The following is a 22180-nucleotide window of genomic DNA, read 5'->3' as shown; positions in this document are numbered from 1 at the left end:
CTTATCTTGAATAGACATGGTGTAATACTCATGTTGATGAATGAGGCTTCATAAGAACATGAGCGCCTCCGTGTCGAAAGGGAAGCATGTTTGCCCACCTCTCACACAACATGACCCCTTTGGGGGGGCAGTGAAATGTTGTGTGGTTGATGAAAAATCACGCTCCGGTTGTGCTTAGGTTAGGGTTGGATTATAAATGCGCGAATAAGCTTTATCTTATTGATATAGATAAGAACACTTCGGCTTACCATGCATTTCCATCACTAATAAAGGCACCTACCATGATGCGCTGTCCAGTATGCGAAAGTTCGGCACACACGAGAACGAGTCGCTATATCACGAGAACGATGAAAGAAGCCTATTATCAGTGCCAGAGCATTTCTTGTTCTTGTACCTTCAAGACCATAGAGAGCCTGGAGAAGATCATCAGCGCTCCTGCTTCTGAGGACGAGATGCCCAGAAAAATGCCCGACATCCAGACATCTGTTGCTGGCTGTTAATGTCTCCATCGACACCCTGAAATCCCCCGCCCCTTATTTTATTTCATCCTTGATAGGTAGAGGCATATGGCCGCGGTCATCTTTCATTGTTAGGTGGCGAAAAATTTTGGCCGACCATCTTAATCGATTCAGCTTGTGGCCCCATGAGTGGCCTCGACCTTGAGGTGGTGAAAGACGCTCTAGGGCGTTGTCGTCGCCGTTCGTCGTGGCCTTGAACTTGCGGGCTGCCTTGGCACGTAGGCCTTGCCGCGGGACGCTGGCTGTAGGCCCGGAAGTCGCGGGTACGGGTCTACTTCATCGACCTTGCTTGCCTGGCCATGGGTCACCTCGTTCAGTGTACTGACTTAACGGGGTGTCCACTGATGCCGGGCGAGATCAATCAGCGTGAGGTCGAGGTCGCCGGACAGCGGCGACAGCGTATCGAGGAGAGACAGCAGCGGCATGCGGGGGCCCGGTCCATGGGCGGAATCCCATCATGGCCGAGCGCCGCCCTCGCGAGGCAAGGCGGCGCCGGAACCGGGCGCGTTGGGGCCGCCGGCTTAGCCGGCCAGCGCCTCGCGCACCGCGGCCAGCGAGGCGCGTTCCCGCTCGGCGTAGAGGGTGAGCTCGTCGGTCACCGCCGCCCCCAGGTCGGCCTCGAAGGCCGCACGGTTGGCGTGGCCGGCGTAGGCCTCACCGCCGCCATCGCCCAGGTTCGACTGGAAGATGCCCGCCGCGCTGACCGGCAGGAAGTCCTCGTAGGTGATCGGCCGGGCGACCACCAGGCCGCGCTCGATAAGCGCCTCGGGATCCGAGGCGTCGACCGGACCGGAGGCACGCCCGGCGTCGGTCAGCCGGTACTCGAAGAACGCCAGGCCGCGGCGGCGCAGCGTGGCCTCGTCGTCGGGGAAGTCGGCGAAGGCCTCGGCCAGGGCCCGCTGATGATCTTCATGGGCGAGCCCGGCGGTGCGCTCCCTGGAAGCGACGAGCAGGCGATCGTAGAGCGCCCGGCCCTCGGCGGTCAGCGCCACGCCGCGCTGCTCGATCTCGCCGAAGCGCGCGGTGTGGGTGCCCCGGTGGTCGCCGGCGAAGCGGATCGCCTCCTCCAGCGCCTTGAAGCTGGTCTGGCGAAGCAGGATCGGGCAGTCGCGGCGCGGCGGGCCCTCGATCACCGCCTTGGGGCTCATGCCGGCCGCCGGCATGCGCCGCTGGACCTCGTCGATGTCCAGGGTGCGCGGCGTCAGGTGATTGATGTGCGGCCCGCGGAAGCAGACCACGTCGGCGATCAGCCGGTGCTCGGCGTGCAGCGCCGCGTAGGTGGCCAGATCCACGGTGGCGTCGCGGTGCCAGCGGAATGTCTCCAGCGCCGCGGTGACGAAGCGCTCGGCCTGCTCGTCGGTGAGCCCGCCCTGGCGCTCGGCCAGCGCGATCAGCTCCCGGGCCTCGGGGGTGAAGATGTCGCGCTGGGCCAGGATCGCCGCGGCCCGCTCGCGCAGTTCGGCGCTCTCGATCAGCTCCAGGCGCAGCAACGAGGTGAAGAGGCGGAAGGGATTGCGCGCCAGCGCCGCGTCGTCGACCGGGCGAAAGGCGGTGGAATGCACCGGCACGCCGGCCTCGGCGAGGTCGTAGTAGCCCACCGGGTGCATGCCCATCACCGCGAACAGCCGGCGCAGCATGGCCAGTTCCTCGGCGCTGCCGACGCGGATGGCGCCGTGGCGCTCGACGCCGAGGCGGCCCAGCTCATCAAAGGCCTCGAGGCGCTCGGCCAGGGCCGGATCGCGCGCCAGGGTCTCGCGGTTCACCTCGTCGACCAGCGCCAGCAGGGCCTCGTACTGGGGCACCTCGGCCTGGTACATGGCCGACATGGCCCGGGAGAAGCGGTCGCGGATCTCGTCGGCGGAGACGACGTCCGTGGCGGTGGCGGTCATGAGGCGTCCTCGAATGGCGAAAGGGTCGTCTTCCATCTAAGCAGAGCCGGGCGTTTCGCCCTACCGGAATGGCGACGCGCGCTTTCATTCTTCGCCGCTACGGCCCCGTGCGTCATTGTCATGCCCCACCGGGGCCTCCCGGTCGTAGTGGAACTTCATGTAGGCGATGCCCGGCGCCATCACCAGCCGCCAGGCCAGCTCCTGCTCGTCGCCGCACTCGGGATCGTATTCGCGCAGCGTCGCCATCATCGTCTCCAGCCAGCGGTCGTAGAGCGCCGGGCGGATATCCAGATGCCCGCGGCTGTGGCGGATCGCCACCCGCGCCAGGTAGTCGCCGTCGTGGCTGGCCGCGTAGAGGCTCAGCAGGTGGTAGAACGACTTCTTGAGCATCGCCTGCTGGCGCGCCATGTCGATGTCGCGGAACTTCTCGGCCACCTCCGACGAGCCGTCCAGGAAGCGCCGGTAGAAGGCATCGAAGAAGCCCTGCCCCTCGATCTCGTGGGCCAGGGCGCGCGCGTAGCTGGCATCGAAGACCTTGATGATATCCATGCCTGATTCCCCGCCGCTGCTTCGCCTGCCTTGAAGCCTAGCCGCCTGTCTCCCTCCCGGCGACGTCCGGGCAAGCCCCGGGGCGGAGCCGGATCCTGATCGAGATCGGCACGGGGCGCGACTGCGACAATCTGGACCAGGGGCCAGGGTGTTCGACCGCCTCTTTTAGATGTAATTTAAATGCATCTTTAAGAGACGCCGCCCATCCCCAGGAGCCCGCCCATGTTGACCCACGCCCAGGAAAGCCTGATCGCCGCCACCGCCCCGGTGGTCGCCGAGCATCTCGACGCCATCACCCGGCGCTTCTACCCGCTGATGTTCGCGCGCTATCCCGAGGTAGCGTCGCTGTTCAACCAGACCCACCAGGCCAACGGCGGCCAGCCGCGGGCGCTGGCCGCCGCCGTGCTGGCCTACGTGCAGCTGCGCCAGGACCCCGAGCGGGTGCGCGAGGTGCTGGCCACGGTGGTCAGCAAGCACGTGTCGCTGGACATCCGCCCCGAGCAGTATCCGATCGTCGGCGAGTGCCTGATGGCGGCCATCGGCGAGGTGCTGGGCGACGCCGTGACGCCGGAGATCGCCGACGCCTGGGGCGCGCTCTACGAGGAGCTGGCCGGCCTGCTGATCGAGCTGGAGGAACAGCGCTACCGCGCCTTCGAACACCGTCCCGGCGGCTGGCGCGGCCCGCGCGAGTTCCGCCTCGCCGAGACGCGCCAGGAAAGCGCGGTGATCCGCTCCTTCGTGCTGGAGCCCACCGACGGCGGCGCGGTGGCCGAGCACCTCCCCGGCCAGTACATCGGCGTGCGCCTGACCATCGACGGCCGTCCGGTCCATCGCCACTACAGCCTCTCGGCGCTGCCCAACGGCCGCAGCGTTCGCATCTCGGTGAAGCGCGAGGACGGCGGCGTGGCCAGCCGGCACCTGCACGATGCCATGGCCGTAGGCGACACCCTCGAGCTGCTGCCGCCCGCCGGCGAGCTGACCCTGGTGGCCGGCGACGAGCCGCTGCTGCTGGCAAGCGCTGGCGTCGGCCAGACGCCGATGCTGCCGATCGCCCGCCAGGCCCTGGCCGAGGGTCGCCGGGTGGTCTATCTGCACGCCGCCCAGGACGCCGAGCAGCGCGCCTTCGCCGACGAGCTCGCGGCCCTGGCCGCCGAACATCCCGAGCGGCTGACCGCGGTCAGCGTGCACGAGCGCGGCGACGGCGCCGATCACGTCGGCCGCGTGGACCGCGAGCTGCTGGCCCGCTACCTGCCCGAGGGCGCACGCTGCTACTTCGTCGGCCCCCGGGGCTTCATGTCCGCCTTGGATCGCTGCCTGAAGGAGCTGGGCATTCCCGACGAGCGTCGCCACTACGAGCACTTCGGCCCGGCGCGCGCCCTCGACGCCGCCTGATCATCCTCGCCACATAACGAACGGCCCGGGCGCCAAGGCGTCCGGGCCGATGTCGTTGGTGCCCGGGTCTCGCTTAATGACCGAGAATCTGGCTCAAGAACAGCTTCGTGCGGTCCGACTCCGGATGGTTGAAGAAGGTCTCCGGCGGGGCCTGCTCGATGATCTGCCCCTGGTCCATGAAGATGACGCGGTCGGCCACGGTCTTGGCGAAGCCCATCTCGTGGGTCACGCAGAGCATGGTCATGCCGTCCTGGGCCAGCTCGACCATGACGTCGAGCACCTCCTTGATCATCTCCGGGTCCAGCGCCGAGGTCGGCTCGTCGAACAGCATCACCTCGGGGCGCATGCACAGCGCCCGGGCGATGGCCACGCGCTGCTGCTGGCCGCCGGAGAGCTGGCCGGGGTACTTGTGCGCCTGGTCGGCGATGCGCACCCGCTCGAGGAACTCCATGGCGGTCTTCTCCGCCTCGGCCCTGGGCTTCTTCTGCACCCAGGTCTGGGAGATGCAGCAGTTGTCGAGCACCGAGAGGTGCGGGAACAGGTTGAAGTGCTGGAAGACCATGCCGACGTTGCGGCGGATCTGCTCGATGCGCTTCACGTCCTGGGTCATGGTCACGCCGTCGACGACGATGCGGCCCTGCTGATGCTCCTCGAGGTGGTTGAGACAGCGGATCAGGGTCGACTTGCCCGAGCCCGAAGGCCCGCAGATGACGATGCGCTCGCCCTTCGCCACGCTGAGGTCGATGTCGCGCAGTACGTGGAAGTCGCCGTACCACTTGTTGAGCCCCTCGACCGAGATCATCGGGTCGGCGGCGGGGGCGCTGGCCGTGTTGGTGGTCGCCATGCCGGTGTTTCCTCGTTCTTGAAAGCGTGTTGTTACGTGCTTGTTATTCAATGCTTGCCGCTCAGTTCCGGTGCCCCGTGTGCAGACGCCGCTCGATATACTGGCTGTAGCGCGACATGCTGAAGCAGAAGATCCAGAACATCAGCGCCGCGAACACGTAGCCCTCGGTGGCGAAGCCCAGCCAGTTGCTGTCGGTGAGCCCGGCGCGGATGATCGCCAGCAGGTCGAACAGGCCGATGATCAGCACCAGCGAGGTGTCCTTGAACAGCGCGATGAAGGTGTTGACGATGCCGGGGATCACCAGCTTCAGCGCCTGGGGCAGCACGATCAGCCCCATGCGCCGCCAGTAGCCCATGCCCAGCGCCTTGGCGGCCTCCTCCTGGCCCTTGGGAATGGCCTGCAGCCCGCCGCGCACCACCTCGGCCATGTAGGCGCTCCAGAAGAACATGATGCCGATCAGCGCCCGCAGCAGCTTGTCGAACTCCACCTCGGTGGGCACGAACAGCGGCAGCATCACCGAGGCCATGAACAGCACCGTGATCAGCGGCACGCCGCGCCAGAACTCGATGAACACCACGCACACGCCGCGCACCAGCGGCATCCGCGAGCGACGCCCCAGCGCCAGCACCACGCCCAGCGGCAGCGAGCCGACGATGCCCACGACGGCCACCGTCAGGGTCAGCATCAGCCCACCCCACTCGCGGGTCGGCACCGCCATCAGCCCGAAGTGGCCGCCGAGCAGCAGCACGTAGGCCACCACCGGGAAGCCGACCAGGGCGAACAACCCCACCCAGCGCTTGGCCGGCAGCCGGGGGATCGCCAGCCAGGCGATCAACAGCCCCAGCATCAGGAACACCGCATCGACCCGCCAGCGGGCGGCCTCGGGGTAGAAGCCGTAGACGATGGTCTCGAAGCGGGCACTGATGAACACCCAGCAGGCGCCCTCGCCGCTGCAGGCCTCGCGGGTCGAGCCCAGCCAGTCGGCGTCGATCAGCGCCCACTGCACCAGCGGCCACAGCCCCCAGCCCAGCACCGCCAGCACGATGAGGGTGATGACGCTGTTGAGCGGCCCGTCGAAGAGGTTGGCGCGCAGCCAGCCCATCACGCCGCGGCGCAGGTCCGGCGGCCGGCGCGCCTCGATCATCTCGATTCGTGTCGCCATCTCGGCCATGTCAGCGCTCCTTCATCAGGGTGCGGGCGTTGTAGAAGTTCATCAGCGCCGACACCACCAGGCTGATCAGCAGGTAGACCGCCATGGTCATGGCGATGATCTCGATGGCCTGGCCGGTCTGGTTGAGGGTGGTGCCGGCGAACACCGCCACCAGGTCCGGATAGCCGATGGCCGTGGCCAGCGAGGAGTTCTTGATCAGGTTGAGGTACTGGCTGGTGAGCTGGGGCACGATGACCCGCATCGCCTGGGGGATGACGATCTTGCGCAGGGTGATGTTGCCGGGAAGGCTGATCGCCCGGGCGGCCTCGACCTGCCCGCTCGGCACCGACTGGATGCCCGAGCGCACGATCTCGGCGATGAAGGAGGCGGTGTAGATCGACAGCGCCAGCCACAGCGCCATCAGCTCGGGGATGATCGTCACCCCGCCCTGGAAGTTGAAGCCGGCCAGCGCCGGCACGTCCCAGGCCAGCGGCCGCCCGGTCACCAGGAACACGGCCAGCGGCAGGCCGATCAGGAGCAGCGCGCCGAGCCGGTAGACCGGCAGCGCCCGGCCGGTGCGGGCCTGCAGGCGCCGCGCGTAGAGCGACAGCCCCACCACGGCGGCCACCGCCAGGGCCAGCGCCCAGAGGGTGGCGTCGAAGCCCGGCTGGGCCACCGGGGCCGGCATCACCAGGCCGCGCACGTTGAGGAACAGCGCCTCGAACAGCGACAGGCTCTGGCGCGGGCTGGGCAGCGCCTGGAGCACGGCGAAGTACCAGAACAGGATCTGCACCAGCAGCGGAATGTTGCGGAAGATCTCGACGTAGGCGGCGGCCAGCCGGGCCAGCAGCCAGTTGCTCGAGAGCCGGGCGATGCCCACCGCGAAGCCGATGACCGTCGCCGCGACGATGCCGAGGCCGGACACCAGCAGGGTGTTGAGCAGCCCCACCACGAAGGTGCGGCCGTAGGTGCTGTCGCCGCTGTAGGCGATCAGCGTCTGGGGAATGGAGAAGCCGGCCCGCTCCTGGAGGAAGCCCAGGCCGGTGGTGATGCCCCGGGCCTCGAGGTTGGCCAGGGTATTGGTTACCAGCATCACGATCAGCGCCGCCAGTCCCAGCAGCAGCAGGGCCTGGATCACCAGCGCGCGCACGGCGGGGTCGCGCCACAGCGGCCCCCGCTCGGAAGACGAAGAACGCAGCATGTCGGGCCTCGAATACGGGGTAACGGCCCCTCACCCCCGGGTGGGGGTGAGGGGGAACGGAGGTTCGATGCCGATCAGCGGATGGGCGGTGCGTAGAGGATGCCGCCCTCGTTCCACAGCGCGTTCATGCCGCGGCCGATGGCGAGCGGAGACTCCTCGCCCACGGTGGCGGCGAACACCTCACCGTAGTTGCCCACCTGGGCGATGATGTCGTAGGCCCAGTCATTCTCGAGGCCCATCTGCTCGCCGTAGTTGCCGTCGTCGCCCAGCAGGCGCGCGACCTGGGGATTGGGCGGGTTCTGCTGCATCTCGTCGACGTTGTCGCGGGTCACGCCCAGCTCCTCGGCATTGACCATGGCGAACACCGACCACTTGACGATGTCCAGCCACTGGTCGTCGCCCTGGCGCACCACCGGGCCCAGCGGTTCCTTGGAGATCAGCTCGGTGAGGATCTCCACGCTGTCCGGCTCCGGCAACTGCAGGCGCAGGGCGCTGAGCTGGGAGGTGTCGGAGGTCAGGACGTCACAGCGGCCGCTGGCGAAGCCCTGGGCCGTCTGATCCGGGGTGTCGAAGGTCACGGTGTCGATATCGATGCCCTTCGACGGGAAGTAGTCGGCCAGGTTGAGCTCGTGGGTGGTGCCCGACTGGATGCAGATGGAGGCGCCGTTCAGATCCTCCAGGCTCTCGATGCCGAGGTCCTTGGCGACCATGAAGCCCTGGCCGTCGTAGAAGGTGGTGGTGGTGAAGTTGAGGCCCAGGGAGTTGTCGCGGGTGGCGGTCCAGGTGGTGTTGCGCGAGAGCAGGTCGATCTCGCCGGACTGCAGGGCGGTGAAGCGCTCCTTGGCGGTCAGCGGGGTGAAGACCACTTTCTCCGGGTCGCCGAAGATGGCCGAGGACACCGCGCGGCAGGTCTCGACGTCCAGCCCCTGCCAGGTGCCGTTCTCGTCCGGCGAGGAGAAGCCGGACAGCCCGACGTTGACGCCGCAGCGCAGGTTACCGCGCTCCTTCACCTCGTCGAGGGTGGCGGCCGAGGCGCTGCTGACCGCCGTCAGGCCGAGGGTCGCGACGGACAGGGCGATCAGCGTCTTGTTGTTGTAGCGCATGATCTTGACTCCATAGCTTTGGGTAGAGGGTTTGTGCTTGTTATTCGCAGGACGAACATAACAGAGCCGCAAGCCGGCGCACCGGCTTGCATTTAAACGTTCGATTTGCCCTGCCCTGCTGCGTCGCGACAAGAAAGCCCCGGCATCGGCCGGGGCTGACGGTCGCGACGGGGATCTTCTGTCGTCTCGCCGAGCGTTGACCGGCGAGGCGATCCGCACCGGTCAACCGCACTTGGACCAGCCGCAGCCCGAGTAGCAGGTCGGGCAGCCGTCCATCATCACCAGGTCACCCGCGCATTCGGGGCACTGGCCGACCACGGTGGGCCCGCCCTGGCCGGCCTCGGCCGCGCGTTCGGCGTCGGCCTGCTCCTCGGGGCCGGGCGGATGCCAGGGCCGGCCGGCCAGGCGCCGGGCGTGGCGCGCCACCAGCTCCTCCACCGGCACCTGCAGGCCGTCCTGGTCGAGGAAGCCGCGCCGGTAGAGGATCTGCTGGATCGACCAGGCGATGGCGGCGACCTCGGAGTCGTGGAACATCGGCTTGCCCCAGCGGTTCATGCCGCAGCGCACCCGGCCCTTGTCCCAGGCCACCTTGCGCAGATCGGCCACCGCCTGGGTGACGTAGCCGCCGCGGGCGGCCAGCGACAGGCTGCGCATGGTGGCGGTGATCCACTGGTGCTCGCTGGACAGCTGGCCGGAGGGCAGGAAGAACTCCACCGGGCGCTCGATGATCACCGGCTCGCCGTTCAGCACGCCCTCCACCGGCATGAAGGACACCAGCAGGTAGACCTTGCGCCGGCCCTCGGCGCCGACGTAGGAGATCTTCTCCGACACCGCCTCCAGGGTGCCCTCGGGGCGCGAGGGAATGCGCCGCGTCAGCGGGTCCTCGTCGGCCGGCGGCGGCACGTCCTGGGCCTGGCGGACGCGGGAGGAAACGATCTTCGAGGTGATCTCGACGCTCATGACGGGGCTCCTGTGAAAGCGGATGCGGTGACGGTGGACGGACGGCCGTTCACGGCCGTCGCGAGCCCTGATTTACCACTTGCCATAGGTGCCCTCCTTGAGCGCCTCGTGCAGGTTGGCCGCGGTGTGCTCCTCGCCCTCGTAGAGCACCGTCTCGTCGCCGGAGAGCTCCAGCCGCTCGCCGTTCTCCAGCTCGAAGACGTAGACGGTGTTCTTGAGGTCGTCCTCGCGTACCAGCACGCCTTGGAAGGCCTCGGGGTTGAAGCGGAAGGTGGTGCAGCCCTTGAGCCGGCTGTCGTAGGCCGTCAGGTAGAGGTTCTGGAAGTCCTCGTAGGCGAACTCGGTGGGCACGTTGACCGTCTTGGAGATCGCCGAGTCGATCCAGGCCTGGGCCGCGGCCTGCACCGCCACATGCTGCTCCGGCGAGACGCCGTCGGCGGTGACGAAGTAGTCCGGCAGGTCGCTCTCCACCGCCGCCGGCGCCACCAGATGGCGATAGGCGGCCAGTTCGAAGGAGACCACCTCGATCTGCTCCTTGGTCTTGCGCCCGGCGCGGATGACGTTGCGGAAGTAGCGGTGCGAGAAGGACGGCTCGATGCCGTTGGAGGCGTTGTTGCCCAGCGACAGCGAGATGGTGCCGGTGGGCGCGATGGAGCTGTGATGGGTGAAGCGCGCGCCGTGCTCGGCGAGCTCGGCGACGAGCTCCGGCTCGACCTCGGCGATCTTCTGCATGTAGCGGCTGTAGCGGGCGTGCAAGATCCGCCCCGGCACCCGGTCGCCGGCCTGATAGCCGTCCTGCTTGAGCTCCGGGCGCTCGCGCAGCATGCGTGGCGTCAGCTCGAAGGTCTCGGCCAGCACCGGCGCCATGCCCTTCTCCCTGGCCAGCGCCAGGGCCTGTTTCCAGCCCTCGACCGCCAGCACCCGGCTGACTTCCTCGGTGAAGGCCAGCGACTCCGGCGAGCCGTAGGGCAGCTTGAGCATGGTCAGCGCCGACCCCAGCCCCAAAAAGCCCATGCCGTGGCGGCGCTTGGCCTCGATCTCGCGGCGCTGGCCGTCGAGCGGCAGGCCGCTGATCTCCACCACGTTGTCGAGCATGCGGGTGAAGATCGCCACCACCCGGCGATAGCGCTCCCAGTCGAAGCGCGGCGCCTCGCCGAAGGGCTCGAGCACGAAACGTGTCAGGTTGATCGAGCCCAGCAGGCAGGCGCCCTCGGGCGGCAACGGCTGCTCGCCGCAGGGGTTGGTGGCGCGGATCTCCTCGCAGAACCAGTTGTTGTTCATGCGGTTGACCTGGTCGATCAAGATGAAGCCCGGCTCGGCGAAGTCGTAGGTGGAGCGCATGATGGTGTCCCACAGCGCCCGGGCGCGGACCGTCTCGACCACGCGGCAGGCCACCCGGCCCTCGGCGTCGAGGAGGTATCCCTCCTCGATGGTCGGCCAGTCGCGATAGACCAGCTCGCCGTCGTCGACGTCGTCCTGCTCGGCGGGGTGCAGCGGGAACGCCAGCGGCCAGTCGGCGTCGGCGCGCACCGCCTCCATGAACTCGTCGGTGATCAGCAGGCTGAGGTTGAACTGGCGCAGCCGGCCGGCCTCGCGCTTGGCCTCGATGAAGCTCTTCACGTCCGGATGGCCGACGTCGAAGGTCCCCATCTGGGCGCCGCGGCGCCCGCCCGCCGAGGCCACGGTGAAGCACATCCTGTCGTAGATATCCATGAACGCCAGCGGGCCGTTGGTGCCGGCGCCGGCGCCGAACACGAAGGCGCCGCGGGGGCGCAGGGTGGAAAAGTCATAGCCGATGCCGCAGCCGGCCTTGAGGGTCATGCCGGCCTCGACCACGCCCTCGAGGATGTCGCGCATCGCATCGTGGAGGGTGCGTGAGACCGTGCAGTTGATCAGGCTGACCGCCGGCTTGACGGCCTCCGCCCCGGCGTTGGCGACGATGCGCCCGGCCGGGATGGCGCCGTTGTCCAGCGCCCAGCGGAACTGGGGCAGCCAGGCCTCGGCGTCGTCTTCCACCGCGGCCAGCGCCCGGGCCACCCGCTCCCGGGTGGCGCCGGGGTCGGCGTCCACCGGCCGGCCGTGTCGGTCCTTGAGGCGATACTTGCTGTCCCAGATATCGAGGGAAGGCGCCTGCAGCGGCACCTCGTCGACGCGGGAGGCTTCCCTGGCAGTGGTGGTGCGCATCGGGTCTCTCTCTTGTGAGGGGAACGGTTGCGGTCGCGCATCATGGATGCCTGGCCACGATGGAGGCGAGGCCATCAACTACCATATATAGACGAAAAACATTCTCAACACACATGATATGGATCATGCGTGAACTCGGCGCACAAAAGAAAGCGCCCGACCATCAGGGTCGGGCGCCAGGTGCGGCATCGGGCAACAAGCGTCAGAAGCGACCGCCGGCTCCCGAACCGGTACCACCGGCACCGCCACCTCCGCCGGCGCTGCCACCGTTGCCACCGGCTCCGGAACCACCGCCGCCGGAACTACCGCTGCCGCCGCCGGAACCACCACCGCCGCCGCCGGAACCACCGCCACCGCCGCCGGAACCACCGCCACCGCCGCCGGAACCACCGCCACCGCCGCCGGAACCACCACCGCCGCCGCCGGAACCACCGCCGCCGCCGCCGGAACCACCGCCGCCGCCGCCGGAACCACCGCCACCGCCGCCGGAACCACCACCGCCGCCGCCGGAACCACCACCGCCGCCGCCGGAACCACCACCGCCGCCGCCGGTGGCGTCATCGCCGGGGTTGTCGCCGCCGTCGTCTCCGTCATCCGTCGGCGCGGTCGGCATGGTCGGCGCGGGAATCACGTCCTCGCTCGGTACGGCGGCAACCAGGCGCAGGAACACACCATCGCATCCTTCCAGCAGCCCGCCACCGCAGCCGCCACCGCCCCCCCCGGCGGCCGGCGCCGGCAGATCCTCGAGCAGCGCATCGATCTCGGCATCGGTCAGGCCCCCCGACCCGGCCGGCTCGGTCAGTTGATCGTTGGCGACTCGCGCCATCTCGTCTTCCGAGAGCGTACTGCCCCCGGAACCCTCGACTCCCGACTGCGCCTGTACGCCGGCGGCTGACAAACAGCCCACGGCGACGACCAGGGCAGCCAATTTGAACCCTTGCATCTCGCCCTCCCCCGCCGCCGGACATCGCCGTCGACGTGATATAACGCCATACAACATTTTGTTACACGCAAGATAAGCATCGTCACAGAGCGCAGGCTTCACCATCGGAAGGCCCACTGATTATCGCATCGGAGGGATCAGGCAAACGGCTGCCGGATCGGTAGCAGGAAACTCGTACCGACGCGCGACGCCCCAGGAAGGACCTAGACGGTCCGCGAGTAGCGCACCGCCTCGCCGCCCAGATAGGCGTCGAAGGTCATGGCCAGATTGCGCAGCATCAGCCGCCCCGGCGGGCGCACCTCGAGGCGGCGCTGGCCCAGCGTGATCAGGCCGTCGTCGCGCATCGGCGCCAGGGCCGCGAGGGCATCGGCGAAGTGGCTGGCGAAGTCGATGCCGTGACGCGCCTCGATGGCGTCGACGTCCACCCGGCCGTGGCACATCAGGGCGTGGATGACGTCGCGGCGCAGGCGATCCTCGTCGTCGAGCCGATAGCCGCGCAGCACCGGCAGCCGCCCGGCCTCGAGGCGCTCGCGGTAGACGGCGATTTCCTTGACGTTCTGGCTGTAGCCGTCGCCGACCTTGCCAATGGCACTGACGCCGAGCCCGATCAGGTCACAGTCGGCGTGGGTGGAATACCCCTGGAAGTTGCGCTGCAAGGTGCCCTCGCGCTGGGCCCGGACCAGCTCGTCGTCGGGCAATGCGAAGTGATCCATGCCGATGTAGGCGTAGCCGGCCTCGGTCAGGCGCCGGACAGTCAGCTCCAGCAGCTCGAGCTTGCGCTCGGGCGGCGGCATGTCCCGGTCGCGGATCAGCCGCTGGGCCTTGAAGCGCTCGGGCAGATGGGCATAGCTGTAGGTGGCGATGCGATCCGGCCGCAGGGCGACGATCTTGTCGAGGGTGGCCGCGAAGCTGGCCACGGTCTGGCGCGGCAGGCCGTAGATCAGATCGACGCTCACCGAGTGGAAGCCGGCGTCCCGGGCGGTTTTCATCAGGGCGGCCACCTCGGCCTCGCCCTGGACGCGGTTGACCGCCACCTGCACCTCGGGGTCGAAGTCCTGGACGCCGACGCTCAGGCGATTGAAGCCCAGCGCGCGCAGCTCATGCAGCTGTTCAGGTGTGACGGTGCGCGGATCCACCTCCAGCGAGAACTCCCTGTCCTCGGGCGGCGCAAAGCGAAAGGCCGCCGCCAGGGCGTCCATCAGCTCGCCGAGCTGGGCATTGTTCAGATAGGTGGGCGTGCCGCCACCCAGGTGCAGCTGGGTCAGCGAGCGCTCACTGTCGAAGAGCGCCGCCTGCAGGGCGATCTCGCGTTTCAGCAGGGCCAGATACTCCGCCGCCCGCTCGCGGCGATGGGTGACGATCTTGTGGCAGGCGCAGTAGTAACAGAGGCTCTCGCAGAACGGCACGTGCACGTAGACCGACAGCGGCTTGGGCGCGGCGACGCGATGGCTCAGGGCGGCCTGGTCCCGATAATCGTCCTCGGCGAAGGCGGCATGGAACTGCGGCGCCGTGGGATAGGAGGTATAGCGCGGCCCGGGGCGGTCGTACTTCTCGACGAGGGGGCGGATGAACGGCTGTGGCTGGGGCATGATCGGACCTCCGGTAACGCTGGCGACGGCCCGCGCCGTCGCCGCCTGAGCGCATTATGCCAGCCCCGATCTTGGCCGTTGGCGCCTTTCCGCGCGGAGTTGATGCCGATCAATTCGGCCGCTCGAGCGCGCCCCGCTGCGGCAACGGGCCTGCTCCGGGAGGCCGGCACGGGCGTGATAGAATCGTTTCGAGTCCCGCCTGTCTCGCCGCGCCTGGAGAATGGAATGCGCCTGACCCACTTCACCGACTACTCCCTGCGCGTGCTGATCTACCTGGCCGTGAAGGACGACGAGCCGACGCCGGAGCCGCCAGAGGCGCGCGCCACCATCGCCGAGATCGCCGAGCGCTTCGCCATCTCGCGCAACCACCTGATGAAGGTGGTGCAGGAGCTCAACCGGCTGGGCTATCTCAGCGCCACCCGCGGCAAGCACGGCGGCCTGCGGCTGAGCCGGACGCCCGGCGAGATCTCGCTGGGCGGGCTGGTGCGCGACACCGAGCCCGACCTCGGCCTGGTGGAATGCTTCCGCGACGACAACGCCTGCGCCATCACCTCCGCCTGCCGGCTGCAGCCGATCCTCGGCGAGGCCCTGGCGGCCTTCCTGTCGGTGCTCGACCGCTACACCCTCGCCGACCTGCTGGGCCAGCAGCGCGCCGAGCTGATCCAGCTGCTGCGGCTGGAGGATGCCTCGCCGGCAGGCTAGCCACGTCGCGAGCGGACAGCCCCGACAGCGCGTGCTAGTCTCCCGGCGTCACGGTCATGGATGCCCGCATGCTCTCCTCACGCCCACCTGCTCTCCGCCCACTTGCTCTCCGCTCACGGTCTGCCCGCCGGCTGACGCGCGGCCTGATGACCCGCTTGCCGGGTGTCCTGCTGGCCGTTGCCCTCGCCGCCCCGGCCGCGGCCGAGACCTTCAACGTCGACGACGCCCGGGCCCACGGCGACTGGCACTCGCTGGTGCTGCGGCTGGGCGACGAACGCCACGTGCGCGCCATCGAGCAGCACAGCTATAGCGACAGCGTGTTCAGCGTCAACGCCACGCCGGGCGCCTGCGATCGCTCCTGGCTCGAGCTGCGCGTCGAGCTCGACGAGGTCCAGGCCGAGACCGGCACCGTCAACCGGGTGCCGGTGGACCTGCTGATCGATCAGGGCTGGGTCCACCAGGGCCGGGCCGAGTTCATCACCGAGCGCGGCAACAGCGGCTTCTACGCGCGCCTGGTGCTGCCCGACACCGACGAGGTGCTCGACGAGATGAGCGGCGGCGAGACGCTACGCCTGCGCATCCATCGCGCCGAGGACGACCACTGGTTCCTGATCTTCAGCCTCAACGGCGCCGACGCCGCGCTGACCCGCATGGAGACGCTCTGCCGCGCGGGCTGAGGACGCCCGGTTTCCTGACACGGATTTCCTGCCACCGTTTTCCTCTCGCCCCACGCAGGACGCCCCCGCCGCGGAGCGGCGAGGGCGTCGAGCCCGAACGGCGGGGCGATCAGCTGCGGATCAGGTGATCGAAGGCGCCCAGGGCGGCCTTGGAGCCCTCGCCCATGGCGATAACGATCTGCTTGTAGGGCACGGTGGTCACGTCGCCGGCGGCGAAGATGCCCGGCACCGAGGTCATGCCGCGCTCGTCGACCACGATCTCGCCGCGCTCGGAGAGCTCGATGGGCGAGTCCTTCAGCCACTCGGTGTTGGGCACCAGGCCGATCTGCACGAAGACGCCCTCAAGGGCCAGCTCGCGCAGCTCGCCGGAGGCGCGCTCCTCATAGCTCAGGCCGGTGACGCGGTTGCCGTCGCCGTTGACCTCGGTGGTGCGCGCGCCCTTGATCACCTCGACGTTGGGCAGGCTTGAGAGCTTCTTCTGCAGCACCTCGTCGGCGCGCAGCTCGTCCATGAACTCGATCAGCGTGACCTCGCCGACGATACCGGCCAGGTCGATGGCCGCCTCGACGCCGGAGTTGCCACCGCCGATCACCGCCACGCGCTTGCCCTTGAACAGCGGGCCGTCGCAGTGCGGGCAGTAGGCCACACCCCTGTTGCGGTACTCGGCCTCGCCCGGCACGTTCATCTCGCGCCAGCGGGCGCCGGTGGCCAGTACCAGGGTCTTGCTCCTGAGGCTGGCGCCGGATTCGAAGCGCACCTCGTGATCGGCGCCCGGCTCGCCCGGAACGAGCTCGACGGCGCGCTGCAGGTTCATGATGTCGACGTCGTATTCCTTGACGTGCTCCTCCAGCGCCGCGGCCAGCTTGGGGCCCTCGGTGTGGGGCACCGAGATCAGATTCTCGATCGACAGGGTGTCCAGCACCTGGCCGCCGAAGCGCTCGGCGGCCACGCCGGTGCGGATGCCCTTGCGCGCCGCATAGACGGCCGCCGCGGCGCCGGCCGGGCCGCCACCGATCATCAGCGTGTCGAAGGCGGGCTTGTCGTTGAGCCTGGCGGCCTCGCGCTCGACGGCGCCGGTGTCGACCTTGGCCAGGATCTGCTCGAGGCTCATGCGGCCCTGGTCGAAGGTCTCGCCGTTGAGGAACACGCTCGGCACCGACATCACCTCGCGGGCCTCGACCTCGTCCTGGAACAGGGCGCCGTCGATGGCATCGTGGGAGATGCGCGGGTTGAGGATCGCCATCAGGTTCAGCGCCTGGACCACGTCCGGGCAGTTCTGGCATGACAGCGAGAAGTAGGTCTCGAAGTGCAGGTCGGCGTCGAGGGCGCGGATCTGCTCGATGACTTCGTCGCTGGCCTTGGGCGGATGACCGCCCACCTGCAGCAGGGCCAGCACCAGCGAGGTGAACTCGTGGCCCATGGGGATGCCGGCGAAGACCACGCCGGTGGGCGCCCCGTCGCGGTGCAGGGCGAAGGACGGCACGCGCCGGTCGCCGCCCTCGGTGGACAGGGTGATCTTGTCGGAAAGGCCCGCGATCTGTTCGAGCAGAGCGTGCAGTTCCTTGGACTTGTCGCCGTCATCCAGGGTGGCGACCAGCTCAAAGGGTTGCGTGACCTTGCCGAGATAGGCTTTCAGCTGTTGCTTCAGAGAGTCGTCCAACATAACGGCGGCAATCCTTGATGATATGTGACTCGCAGACACGACTTCCCCGTGCGGGTCGCGAAGGGCTCGCACCCGGAAGCAATGTCAGGAAAAACCGGAATCGGGCCCCGCCGGGACGTCGTCCCGATCTCGCTTGCGCGACTGGTTGGGCGATCGAGGCACAGCGCCTCGGCGGGGTAACGGGGCGCGGGAGAATCCCGCCGGTCAGCGATCCAATAAAGGATGCGCAGATTTATGTCGCGATCGATGAGAGGCGGGGGCGCCTAGCCTGGCCGCCGCCGGAGCACAGCCTCCGGAGTGTAGCCCGCACATGAGAGGGCGACCGGGCCGGCGTGCCGGCACCGCCGGCGGTCAGGATATCGAGCGCAGCAATAAATCGGCGTGTCCTTAGATCTTGCCGACCAGGTCCAGGGAAGGAGCCAGGGTCTCTTCGCCTTCTTCCCACTTGGCCGGGCAGACCTCGTTGGGGTTGGCGCGGACGTACTGGGCGGCCTTGACCTTGCGCAGCAGCTCTTCGGCGTTACGGCCGATGTTGCCGGCGTTCAGCTCGATGATCTGGATCTTGCCGTCCGGATCGACGACGAAGGTGCCGCGGTCGGCAACGCCGGCTTCCTCGATCAGCACCTCGAAGTTGCGCGACACGACGTGGGTCGGGTCGGCCAGCATCGGGTACTGGAGCTTGCCGATGGTCTCGGAGCTGTCGTGCCAGGCCTTGTGGGTGAAGTGGGTGTCGGTGGACACGCCGTAGATCTCGACGCCGAGCTTCTTGAACTCGTCGTAGTTGTCGGCCAGGTCACCCAGCTCGGTCGGGCAGACGAAGGTGAAGTCGGCCGGATAGAAGAAGAAGATGCTCCACTGGCCCTTCAGGCTCTCTTCGCTGACCTCGACGAAATCGCCGTTGTGATAAGCGGTAGCGTTGAACGGTTTGACTTCGGTATTGAGCAGTGACATCGCGTCTATCTCCTGATTGAGGGGATGTGTGGTGAAGACGCGATCAGAATAACCAGCCCCCTTTCATTGGTTAAATTGAATAGGGCGATGCTGACGATAGCCAAGAGCTAATCGAGGTCCGTGGGAAGCAGACCGCCCGGAGACTTGACGCCTCCGGGCGGAAAACCGTCGCGGCGTGTCGGCGCCGGCTCAGCGCAGGTCGCTGACCGCCTCGCGAATGTCCTCGACGCTGGCCTTGGTCAGGTCCTTGGCCAGGGAGTGGATGACCGTCTTGGCGGTGGGGCCGTCGAGCTTGTCGCGCAGCAGGCCGAGGAAGCGAGGCGGCGCCACCAGGATCAGCTTCTCCAGGGTGTTCTCGACCCGCGCGCGGTAGAGGCGGTCGGCCACCTCGCGGGCGAACAGCGCCTCGTGATGGTCGGAGGCCGTGCTCTCGCCGCCAGCGGAACGGGCGGAGGTGGCGGACGATTCATGCACGTCGCCTTCGCGGTCGGTCACCAGGTCACCCTCGTGCAGGCGCCCCTCGGCGTGCACCAGGCTGTCCTTCTCTTCGAGCTTGAGGGCATCGCGGGTGAATACCCGGGCCCGGGCCGCATCGGCCACCACGATATAGGTCGTCATCGTCGCTCCTTGTCTGGGCATGAGAGAGCGGTGAGGGGCTCGCCACTCTTCTCCCACAGCATTGGCAAGACGCCGCCCAGCGTCAAACGGCGACACCCGCCGTCGGCATCCGCGGACACTGCCGCGCGGGCGCCGGCTGGGGTAGGATGCCGCCCTCGCCGGCACGGAGCGCCGGCACGACTGCCCGGCATCCCGACGGCCGACTCCCGGAGGACACGATATGCGCCACTTCCTGTTCCCGCGGCATCCCCTGCCGCGTCGCACCCTGCTGTTCTGCCACGCCATGCTGCAGCTCGGCCTGCTGGCGGCCGGCGGCCTGTGGCTGGCCCCGCACACGCCCTGGCTGGCCGAGTCCGGCTGGCGCGAGGCCTGGCCCGAACTGGCCCTGGGCGGCGGCGCGACGCTGCTGGCCATGGTCGCCCTGCGGCTGCTGGCCGAGCTGTGGCTGCTGCCCCATCATCTGGCCGCCCAGCGCGCCGGCTTCTCCGCCGGCTCGGTGGTCACCCGCTCGATCGAGCACCGCCCCGCGGTCCACGACCGGGAGCACGCCTGGGTCCCCGGCGCCCGCGAGGTCGACGCCGAGGACGCGGTGCTGAGCCCGGCCCGGGTGGCGGGCCAGGCGCCGCCACAGCGCCGCCACGACGAGCCGAGCCTGGACCTGGCCGGCGGCCACGCGGAACCGGCGCCCGCCAACGAGCCGCGGCTGTAGGCGCTGTCTGCCGCAAAGCGGGCGCCCGCCCTGAAGCGACGAACCCCGGCCTTGGCCGGGGTTCGTCGTTTCACGTCTCTGCCAGGCTCGCTCAGTCCGCCAGCAGCCGGCGCATGAAGGGCGGCAGCGCCAGGGCGCCGCGATGGGCCTCGACGGTGTAGTAGTCGAGCGGCATCTCGCTGGCCGCGGCCTCCACCTCGCGGAAGCTGGCCACGTCGGTCGCCTTGCCGGCCAGGGTCACGCTCCACCAGCCGGAGGGATAGACCGGTTGCGGGAAGGGCAGCGTGGCCACGCTGTCGAAGCCGGCCTCGCGCATGTCATGGCGCAGCTCGCGGATGATCGAGCCGCTGTGATAGAGCGGCGACTCACTCTGCTGCACCAGCACGCCGCCCGGGCGCAGCACGCGATGGCAGCGGCGCAGGAAGTCGGTCTTGAACAGGCCCTCGGCGGGGCCCACCGGGTCGGTGGAGTCGATGATCAGCACGTCGATGCTGTCGTCGTCCGCCTCCTCGATCCACTTCACCCCGTCGTCGAAGCGCAGCTCGGCGCGCGGGTCGTCGTTCGACTCGACGAGCGCCGGGAAGAAGCGCTCGGAGGCCCGGGTCACTTCCTCGTCGATATCGATCTGGGTGACCTTCTCGACCCCCGGATGGCGCAGCACCTCGCGCAGGGTGCCGCAGTCGCCGCCGCCGATGATCACCACCCGCTTCGGGTCGGTGTGGGTGAACAGCGCCGGATGGGCGATCATCTCGTGATAGAGGAAGTTGTCGCGGTCGGTCAGCATCACGCAGCCGTCGAGCACCAGCAGGTTGCCGAAGGTCTCGGTCGCGTAGACCTCGAGGTGCTGATAGGGGCTCTGCACCTCGTGCAGCTTCTCGGAGACCTTCAGCGAGAAGGCGCTGCCGTGGCTGTCGAAGACTTCGGTGAACCAGCCGGAATCACCGGAATCGAGGCCAGCGTCGGGGCCTGAATCGAGGCCAGCGTCGGGGCCGGTATCAAGAGAGGAACTCATCGGAAACCCTCGGGGTGACGAGTGAAAGGAAACCATGGCCGCCGCGGCGGCCGTACGGGGACGTCTAGGCGCGCCCGGGCAGCAAGGCCCTCCGCAGGCCGGCCAGCACCAGCACCGCGCAAGCGGCGCCCAGGGTATTGGCCAGGATGTCGGCGGGATCGCCGCCGAAGCGCCCGGGCACCGCGATCTGGGCGAACTCGATCGCCACGCCGAACAGCGCGGCCGCGGCGAAGGCCATTGTCAGGCGCAGCCCGGCCAGCCCGCCGAGCCCGGCGATGGCGGCGTAGCCGAGGAAGTGGTTGAGCTTGTCCCAGGGCAGCGAGCGCGGCAGCTCGTCGCTCGGCATCAGGCTGCCCCAGGCCACCGTCAGGGCCGCCGCCAGCGCCAGCCCGGCCCACAGGCGGCGCCGGTCGTGCCAGCGCCGCAGCAGGTCAATGAGCCGGGCGGGCTCAGTCATGGGCGATGCGTTGGTGATAGGCCGGGCTCAGCTCGTGCAGGGCGTCCATGAAGGCGCTGACGTGATCCGGGTCGGTGAACTGGCTGATGCCGTGGCCCAGGTTGAACACGTGGCCGGGGCCCTCGCCGTAGCTGTCGAGGATGCGCGCCACCTCGGCGCGGATCGCCGACGGCCGCGAGAACAGCACGTTGGGGTCCAGGTTGCCCTGCAGGGCGACCCGATGGCCGACCCGCTCCCGGGCGACGGACAGCTCGGTGCTCCAGTCCAGCCCCAGGGCGTCGGCGCCGGAGGCCGACATCTCCTCGAGCCACTGGCCGCCGTTCTTGGTGAACAGGATCACCGGCACCTTGCGCCCCTCGTGCTCGCGGATCAGCCCGGCGACGATCTGCTCCATGTAGCGCAGCGAGAACTCCAGGTAGGCCGGCGTCGAGAGCGCCCCGCCCCAGGTGTCGAAGATCTGCACCACCTGAGCGCCGGCGCGGATCTGGGCGTTGAGGTAGTCGGTGACCGCGTGGGCCAGGGTGTCGAGCAGCCGGTGCATGGTGTCCGGCGTGTCGTAGAGCATCGCCTTGACGTGGCGGAAGTCCTTGCTGGAGGCGCCCTCCACCATGTAGGTGGCCAGCGTCCAGGGGCTGCCGGAGAAGCCGATCAGCGGCACCCGGCCATTGAGCTCGCGGCGAATCGTGGAGACCGCGTTCATCACGTAGTCGAGGTCGCGCTCGGCGTCGGGCACGGTGAGCGCGTCCACCGCCTCGGCGGTGCGCACCGGCTTGCGAAACTTGGGCCCCTCGCCGGTCTCGAAGTAGAGCCCCAGGCCCATGGCGTCGGGGATGGTGAGGATGTCCGAGAACAGGATGGCGGCATCCAGCGGATAGCGCTCCAGCGGCTGCAGGGTGACCTCGCAGGCCCGATCGCGATCGCGACACAGGTCCATGAAGCTGCCGGCCTGGGCCCGCACCTCGCGGTATTCCGGCAGGTAGCGGCCGGCCTGGCGCATCATCCACACCGGGGTGCGGTCCACGGGCTGCCGCGCCAGGGCGCGCAGAAGGCGATCGTTCTTGAGTTCCAT

At 68.5% G+C, this 22180-nt stretch carries 21 protein-coding genes; 5 read left to right on the top strand and 16 right to left on the bottom strand.

From position 1 onward, the window contains the following. Positions 1-149: 149 nt before the first annotated feature. On the top strand, positions 150-500 hold the full coding sequence (locus ACGTNF_RS13640; RefSeq protein ID WP_394602141.1) for an ogr/Delta-like zinc finger family protein: 351 nt from the start codon (positions 150-152) through the stop codon (positions 498-500). A gap of 539 nt (positions 501-1039) precedes the next feature. On the opposite strand, the gene hglS is transcribed toward ACGTNF_RS13640, so the two are convergent. Continuing rightward, positions 1040-2407: a 2-oxoadipate dioxygenase/decarboxylase HglS gene (gene hglS / locus ACGTNF_RS13635; protein ID WP_394602138.1), complete on the bottom strand. Its 1368-nt coding sequence runs from the start codon at positions 2405-2407 to the stop codon at positions 1040-1042. 84 nt (positions 2408-2491) lie between these two features. Further along, positions 2492-2956 (bottom strand): globin, encoded by a 465-nt coding sequence (locus tag ACGTNF_RS13630; protein WP_394602137.1) that lies wholly within the window; start codon positions 2954-2956, stop codon positions 2492-2494. A 222-nt stretch (positions 2957-3178) separates the two neighbouring features. On the opposite strand from ACGTNF_RS13630, the gene hmpA reads away from it, so the two are divergent. Beyond that, positions 3179-4348, top strand: coding sequence for an NO-inducible flavohemoprotein (hmpA, locus tag ACGTNF_RS13625; RefSeq protein WP_394602136.1), 1170 nt, complete (start codon positions 3179-3181; stop codon positions 4346-4348). 73 nt (positions 4349-4421) lie between these two features. On the opposite strand, the gene ACGTNF_RS13620 is transcribed toward hmpA, so the two are convergent. From ACGTNF_RS13620 to hemN, 8 genes are all read right to left on the bottom strand, one after another. Next, positions 4422-5192, bottom strand: a complete 771-nt coding sequence (locus tag ACGTNF_RS13620) for an amino acid ABC transporter ATP-binding protein (protein ID WP_394602135.1) — start codon at positions 5190-5192, stop codon at positions 4422-4424. A 61-nt stretch (positions 5193-5253) separates the two neighbouring features. Beyond that, positions 5254-6363 carry an amino acid ABC transporter permease gene (locus ACGTNF_RS13615; RefSeq protein WP_016854097.1) on the bottom strand — a complete coding sequence of 370 codons (1110 nt, stop codon included), beginning with the start codon at positions 6361-6363 and terminating at the stop codon, positions 5254-5256. Position 6364: 1 nt separating this feature from the next. Beyond that, entirely contained in the window at positions 6365-7543 is a 1179-nt protein-coding gene (locus ACGTNF_RS13610; RefSeq protein WP_394602134.1) for an amino acid ABC transporter permease, read from the bottom strand. A 74-nt stretch (positions 7544-7617) separates the two neighbouring features. After that, positions 7618-8646 (bottom strand): amino acid ABC transporter substrate-binding protein, encoded by a 1029-nt coding sequence (locus ACGTNF_RS13605; protein WP_016854099.1) that lies wholly within the window; start codon positions 8644-8646, stop codon positions 7618-7620. Positions 8647-8868: 222 nt separating this feature from the next. After that, positions 8869-9606, bottom strand: coding sequence for a ribonucleoside-diphosphate reductase (locus ACGTNF_RS13600; RefSeq protein ID WP_394602133.1), 738 nt, complete (start codon positions 9604-9606; stop codon positions 8869-8871). 72 nt (positions 9607-9678) lie between these two features. Next, complete coding sequence (locus ACGTNF_RS13595) at positions 9679-11790, bottom strand: adenosylcobalamin-dependent ribonucleoside-diphosphate reductase (protein WP_394602132.1); 2112 nt, start codon at positions 11788-11790, stop codon at positions 9679-9681. Positions 11791-11992: 202 nt separating this feature from the next. Further along, positions 11993-12616 carry a hypothetical protein gene (locus ACGTNF_RS13590; RefSeq protein WP_394602131.1) on the bottom strand — a complete coding sequence of 208 codons (624 nt, stop codon included), beginning with the start codon at positions 12614-12616 and terminating at the stop codon, positions 11993-11995. Positions 12617-12936: 320 nt separating this feature from the next. Further along, on the bottom strand, positions 12937-14322 hold the full coding sequence (gene hemN / locus ACGTNF_RS13585; protein ID WP_394602130.1) for an oxygen-independent coproporphyrinogen III oxidase: 1386 nt from the start codon (positions 14320-14322) through the stop codon (positions 12937-12939). 225 nt (positions 14323-14547) lie between these two features. Between hemN and ACGTNF_RS13580 the strand changes: the two genes are divergently transcribed. Together ACGTNF_RS13580 and ACGTNF_RS13575 are read left to right on the top strand one after the other, a co-directional pair. Further along, positions 14548-15024, top strand: a complete 477-nt coding sequence (locus ACGTNF_RS13580) for an Rrf2 family transcriptional regulator (RefSeq protein WP_394602129.1) — start codon at positions 14548-14550, stop codon at positions 15022-15024. A gap of 146 nt (positions 15025-15170) precedes the next feature. Further along, positions 15171-15701 (top strand): invasion associated locus B family protein, encoded by a 531-nt coding sequence (locus ACGTNF_RS13575; protein WP_394602128.1) that lies wholly within the window; start codon positions 15171-15173, stop codon positions 15699-15701. A gap of 109 nt (positions 15702-15810) precedes the next feature. On the opposite strand, the gene ahpF is transcribed toward ACGTNF_RS13575, so the two are convergent. The 3 genes from ahpF to ACGTNF_RS13560 form a co-directional block, all read right to left on the bottom strand. After that, on the bottom strand, positions 15811-17364 hold the full coding sequence (gene ahpF / locus ACGTNF_RS13570; RefSeq protein WP_394602127.1) for an alkyl hydroperoxide reductase subunit F: 1554 nt from the start codon (positions 17362-17364) through the stop codon (positions 15811-15813). Between the two features lie 387 nt (positions 17365-17751). After that, positions 17752-18315 carry an alkyl hydroperoxide reductase subunit C gene (gene ahpC / locus ACGTNF_RS13565; protein ID WP_016854107.1) on the bottom strand — a complete coding sequence of 188 codons (564 nt, stop codon included), beginning with the start codon at positions 18313-18315 and terminating at the stop codon, positions 17752-17754. A gap of 189 nt (positions 18316-18504) precedes the next feature. Further along, the gene (locus tag ACGTNF_RS13560) at positions 18505-18933 is read right to left on the bottom strand and encodes a host attachment protein (RefSeq protein ID WP_016854108.1); all 429 of its coding nucleotides are present in this window, start codon (positions 18931-18933) and stop codon (positions 18505-18507) included. A 220-nt stretch (positions 18934-19153) separates the two neighbouring features. Here ACGTNF_RS13560 and ACGTNF_RS13555 point away from each other — a divergent pair, with 220 nt between their 5' ends. Further along, positions 19154-19642 (top strand): hypothetical protein, encoded by a 489-nt coding sequence (locus tag ACGTNF_RS13555; RefSeq protein WP_016854109.1) that lies wholly within the window; start codon positions 19154-19156, stop codon positions 19640-19642. Positions 19643-19733: 91 nt separating this feature from the next. Here ACGTNF_RS13555 and speE read toward each other — a convergent pair whose 3' ends face one another. From speE to hemE, 3 genes are all read right to left on the bottom strand, one after another. Next, positions 19734-20654 (bottom strand): polyamine aminopropyltransferase, encoded by a 921-nt coding sequence (gene speE / locus ACGTNF_RS13550; protein ID WP_394602126.1) that lies wholly within the window; start codon positions 20652-20654, stop codon positions 19734-19736. 64 nt (positions 20655-20718) lie between these two features. Further along, entirely contained in the window at positions 20719-21111 is a 393-nt protein-coding gene (locus tag ACGTNF_RS13545; RefSeq protein ID WP_394602125.1) for a VanZ family protein, read from the bottom strand. Continuing rightward, complete coding sequence (hemE, locus tag ACGTNF_RS13540; protein WP_394602124.1) at positions 21104-22180, bottom strand: uroporphyrinogen decarboxylase; 1077 nt, start codon at positions 22178-22180, stop codon at positions 21104-21106. Before hemE ends, ACGTNF_RS13545 begins: the two co-directional genes overlap by 8 nt.

The organism is Halomonas sp. B23F22_10, assembly GCF_043496975.1.
Classification (GTDB): Bacteria; Pseudomonadota; Gammaproteobacteria; order Pseudomonadales; family Halomonadaceae; genus Halomonas; species Halomonas smyrnensis.
Note: the sequence above shows the minus strand (reverse complement) of the source record. Positions and strands in the feature narration are given on the sequence as shown.

Bases quoted from the DNA above. Each gene is read 5' to 3' on its own strand.
- ACGTNF_RS13640 (WP_394602141.1), top strand. From the start codon at position 150: ATGAAAAATCACGCTCCGGTTGTGCTTAGGTTAGGGTTGGATTATAAA.
- hglS (WP_394602138.1), bottom strand. From the start codon at position 2,407: ATGACCGCCACCGCCACGGACGTCGTCTCCGCCGACGAGATCCGCGAC.
- ACGTNF_RS13630 (WP_394602137.1), bottom strand. From the start codon at position 2,956: ATGGATATCATCAAGGTCTTCGATGCCAGCTACGCGCGCGCCCTGGCC.
- hmpA (WP_394602136.1), top strand. From the start codon at position 3,179: ATGTTGACCCACGCCCAGGAAAGCCTGATCGCCGCCACCGCCCCGGTG.
- ACGTNF_RS13620 (WP_394602135.1), bottom strand. From the start codon at position 5,192: ATGGCGACCACCAACACGGCCAGCGCCCCCGCCGCCGACCCGATGATC.
- ACGTNF_RS13615 (WP_016854097.1), bottom strand. From the start codon at position 6,363: ATGGCCGAGATGGCGACACGAATCGAGATGATCGAGGCGCGCCGGCCG.
- ACGTNF_RS13610 (WP_394602134.1), bottom strand. From the start codon at position 7,543: ATGCTGCGTTCTTCGTCTTCCGAGCGGGGGCCGCTGTGGCGCGACCCC.
- ACGTNF_RS13605 (WP_016854099.1), bottom strand. From the start codon at position 8,646: ATGCGCTACAACAACAAGACGCTGATCGCCCTGTCCGTCGCGACCCTC.
- ACGTNF_RS13600 (WP_394602133.1), bottom strand. From the start codon at position 9,606: ATGAGCGTCGAGATCACCTCGAAGATCGTTTCCTCCCGCGTCCGCCAG.
- ACGTNF_RS13595 (WP_394602132.1), bottom strand. From the start codon at position 11,790: ATGCGCACCACCACTGCCAGGGAAGCCTCCCGCGTCGACGAGGTGCCG.
- ACGTNF_RS13590 (WP_394602131.1), bottom strand. From the start codon at position 12,616: ATGGCGCGAGTCGCCAACGATCAACTGACCGAGCCGGCCGGGTCGGGG.
- hemN (WP_394602130.1), bottom strand. From the start codon at position 14,322: ATGCCCCAGCCACAGCCGTTCATCCGCCCCCTCGTCGAGAAGTACGAC.
- ACGTNF_RS13580 (WP_394602129.1), top strand. From the start codon at position 14,548: ATGCGCCTGACCCACTTCACCGACTACTCCCTGCGCGTGCTGATCTAC.
- ACGTNF_RS13575 (WP_394602128.1), top strand. From the start codon at position 15,171: ATGACCCGCTTGCCGGGTGTCCTGCTGGCCGTTGCCCTCGCCGCCCCG.
- ahpF (WP_394602127.1), bottom strand. From the start codon at position 17,364: ATGTTGGACGACTCTCTGAAGCAACAGCTGAAAGCCTATCTCGGCAAG.
- ahpC (WP_016854107.1), bottom strand. From the start codon at position 18,315: ATGTCACTGCTCAATACCGAAGTCAAACCGTTCAACGCTACCGCTTAT.
- ACGTNF_RS13560 (WP_016854108.1), bottom strand. From the start codon at position 18,933: ATGACGACCTATATCGTGGTGGCCGATGCGGCCCGGGCCCGGGTATTC.
- ACGTNF_RS13555 (WP_016854109.1), top strand. From the start codon at position 19,154: ATGCGCCACTTCCTGTTCCCGCGGCATCCCCTGCCGCGTCGCACCCTG.
- speE (WP_394602126.1), bottom strand. From the start codon at position 20,654: ATGAGTTCCTCTCTTGATACCGGCCCCGACGCTGGCCTCGATTCAGGC.
- ACGTNF_RS13545 (WP_394602125.1), bottom strand. From the start codon at position 21,111: ATGACTGAGCCCGCCCGGCTCATTGACCTGCTGCGGCGCTGGCACGAC.
- hemE (WP_394602124.1), bottom strand. From the start codon at position 22,180: ATGGAACTCAAGAACGATCGCCTTCTGCGCGCCCTGGCGCGGCAGCCC.